Annotated in this window: 2 protein-coding genes; one reads left to right on the top strand and one right to left on the bottom strand. The window is 36.6% G+C overall.

Going from position 1 to position 1,042, the window contains the following annotated elements:
- The first annotated feature begins 36 nt into the window (after positions 1–36).
- Positions 37–693, top strand: coding sequence for a DUF6966 domain-containing protein (locus ACOVO2_RS09335; protein WP_421769705.1), 657 nt, complete (start codon positions 37–39; stop codon positions 691–693).
- 35 nt (positions 694–728) lie between these two features.
- Here the strand turns inward: ACOVO2_RS09335 and ACOVO2_RS09340 are convergent.
- A partial coding sequence (locus ACOVO2_RS09340) for an NUDIX hydrolase (protein ID WP_421769706.1) occupies positions 729–1,042 on the bottom strand: 314 nt, incomplete at its 5' end.

The following is a 1,042-nucleotide window of genomic DNA, read 5'->3' on the forward strand; positions in this document are numbered from 1 at the left end:
CGCTTGTAATCGTAACAAACAAATAAAACCAAACCAATGACCGATTATTATAAACAATCATTAGAGCTTTTACGTACCATCTTACTCGAAAACCATTACGATTTTTGGGCCAATTGGCTAAGTGAAGACATTGAAAAATGGGATAAAAATCGTGATACCGAGCATCACATACGTGCATATGGAGGAATGGGTTCGTTTAACGATATTGTTATTGGAAATCAAGATATTGTGGGCTTATGGCAGGGAGCAGTTTTCGGGCAATTGCAGAGCTTGGCCTACAGCTTAGCCAAAGGAGAAAACCTAAACACAATAATCGAACGAATCGGTGTTAATTCGACTCAAATAAGTGGTTGGCGATGCCAAAATTGTGCAACAGCACGATTAACGAATCTTGATATAGAACGTTTTTTAAGAGATAATACCCTACCTCAGATTTTCATTAAACTCATAAAAGATAATCAGTTAGCAGATATACTCAATATTGAATCAATTATCAATAATTCGGAGGTTCAACAAAAAAGAGTAGCCTTAGAAAAGCTAATTACCGAAACCAATATTGAGATTTCAAGCGATACTACTTGGCTTTGGAGTTGCCCTAAATGCGGTAGCAACGAAACCTGTACTTATCGATGGAACTTGCTCGAAAATGGCACTACACTTATCGAAGCAAGCGATAATCTTCCTATAAAATAATAATCAAAGGGGAGCTTGCGTACTCCCACTTTGGTTTACTGGCCAATAAATCTATATACATACGGAGCCTTATTGGCTGCTCCTGTCATTTTCTTTTCTATACGTTCCAGAATACCTAAACTTAAAATTTTCCGCTGGAAATTTGACCGAACCAATCTTTCACCCAAAATTGTCTCATAAAGATTCTGTAATTCGTTCATCGTAAAAGTTTCGGGCAGTAAATTAAAACCTATCAATTTTTCGTCGAGCATCATTCGTAAGGTTTCAAGAGCTTTTCGAAAAATCTCGTTATGGTCAAACATTAGCGTTGGGATTTTATCCAAATCATACCATTTACAAGAATCTGATA

It is taken from the genome of Emticicia sp. (assembly GCF_049241225.1).
In the GTDB taxonomy this organism is placed as follows: domain Bacteria; phylum Bacteroidota; class Bacteroidia; order Cytophagales; family Spirosomataceae; genus Emticicia.

Bases quoted from the DNA above. Each gene is read 5' to 3' on its own strand.
- ACOVO2_RS09335 (WP_421769705.1), top strand. From the start codon at position 37: ATGACCGATTATTATAAACAATCATTAGAGCTTTTACGTACCATCTTA.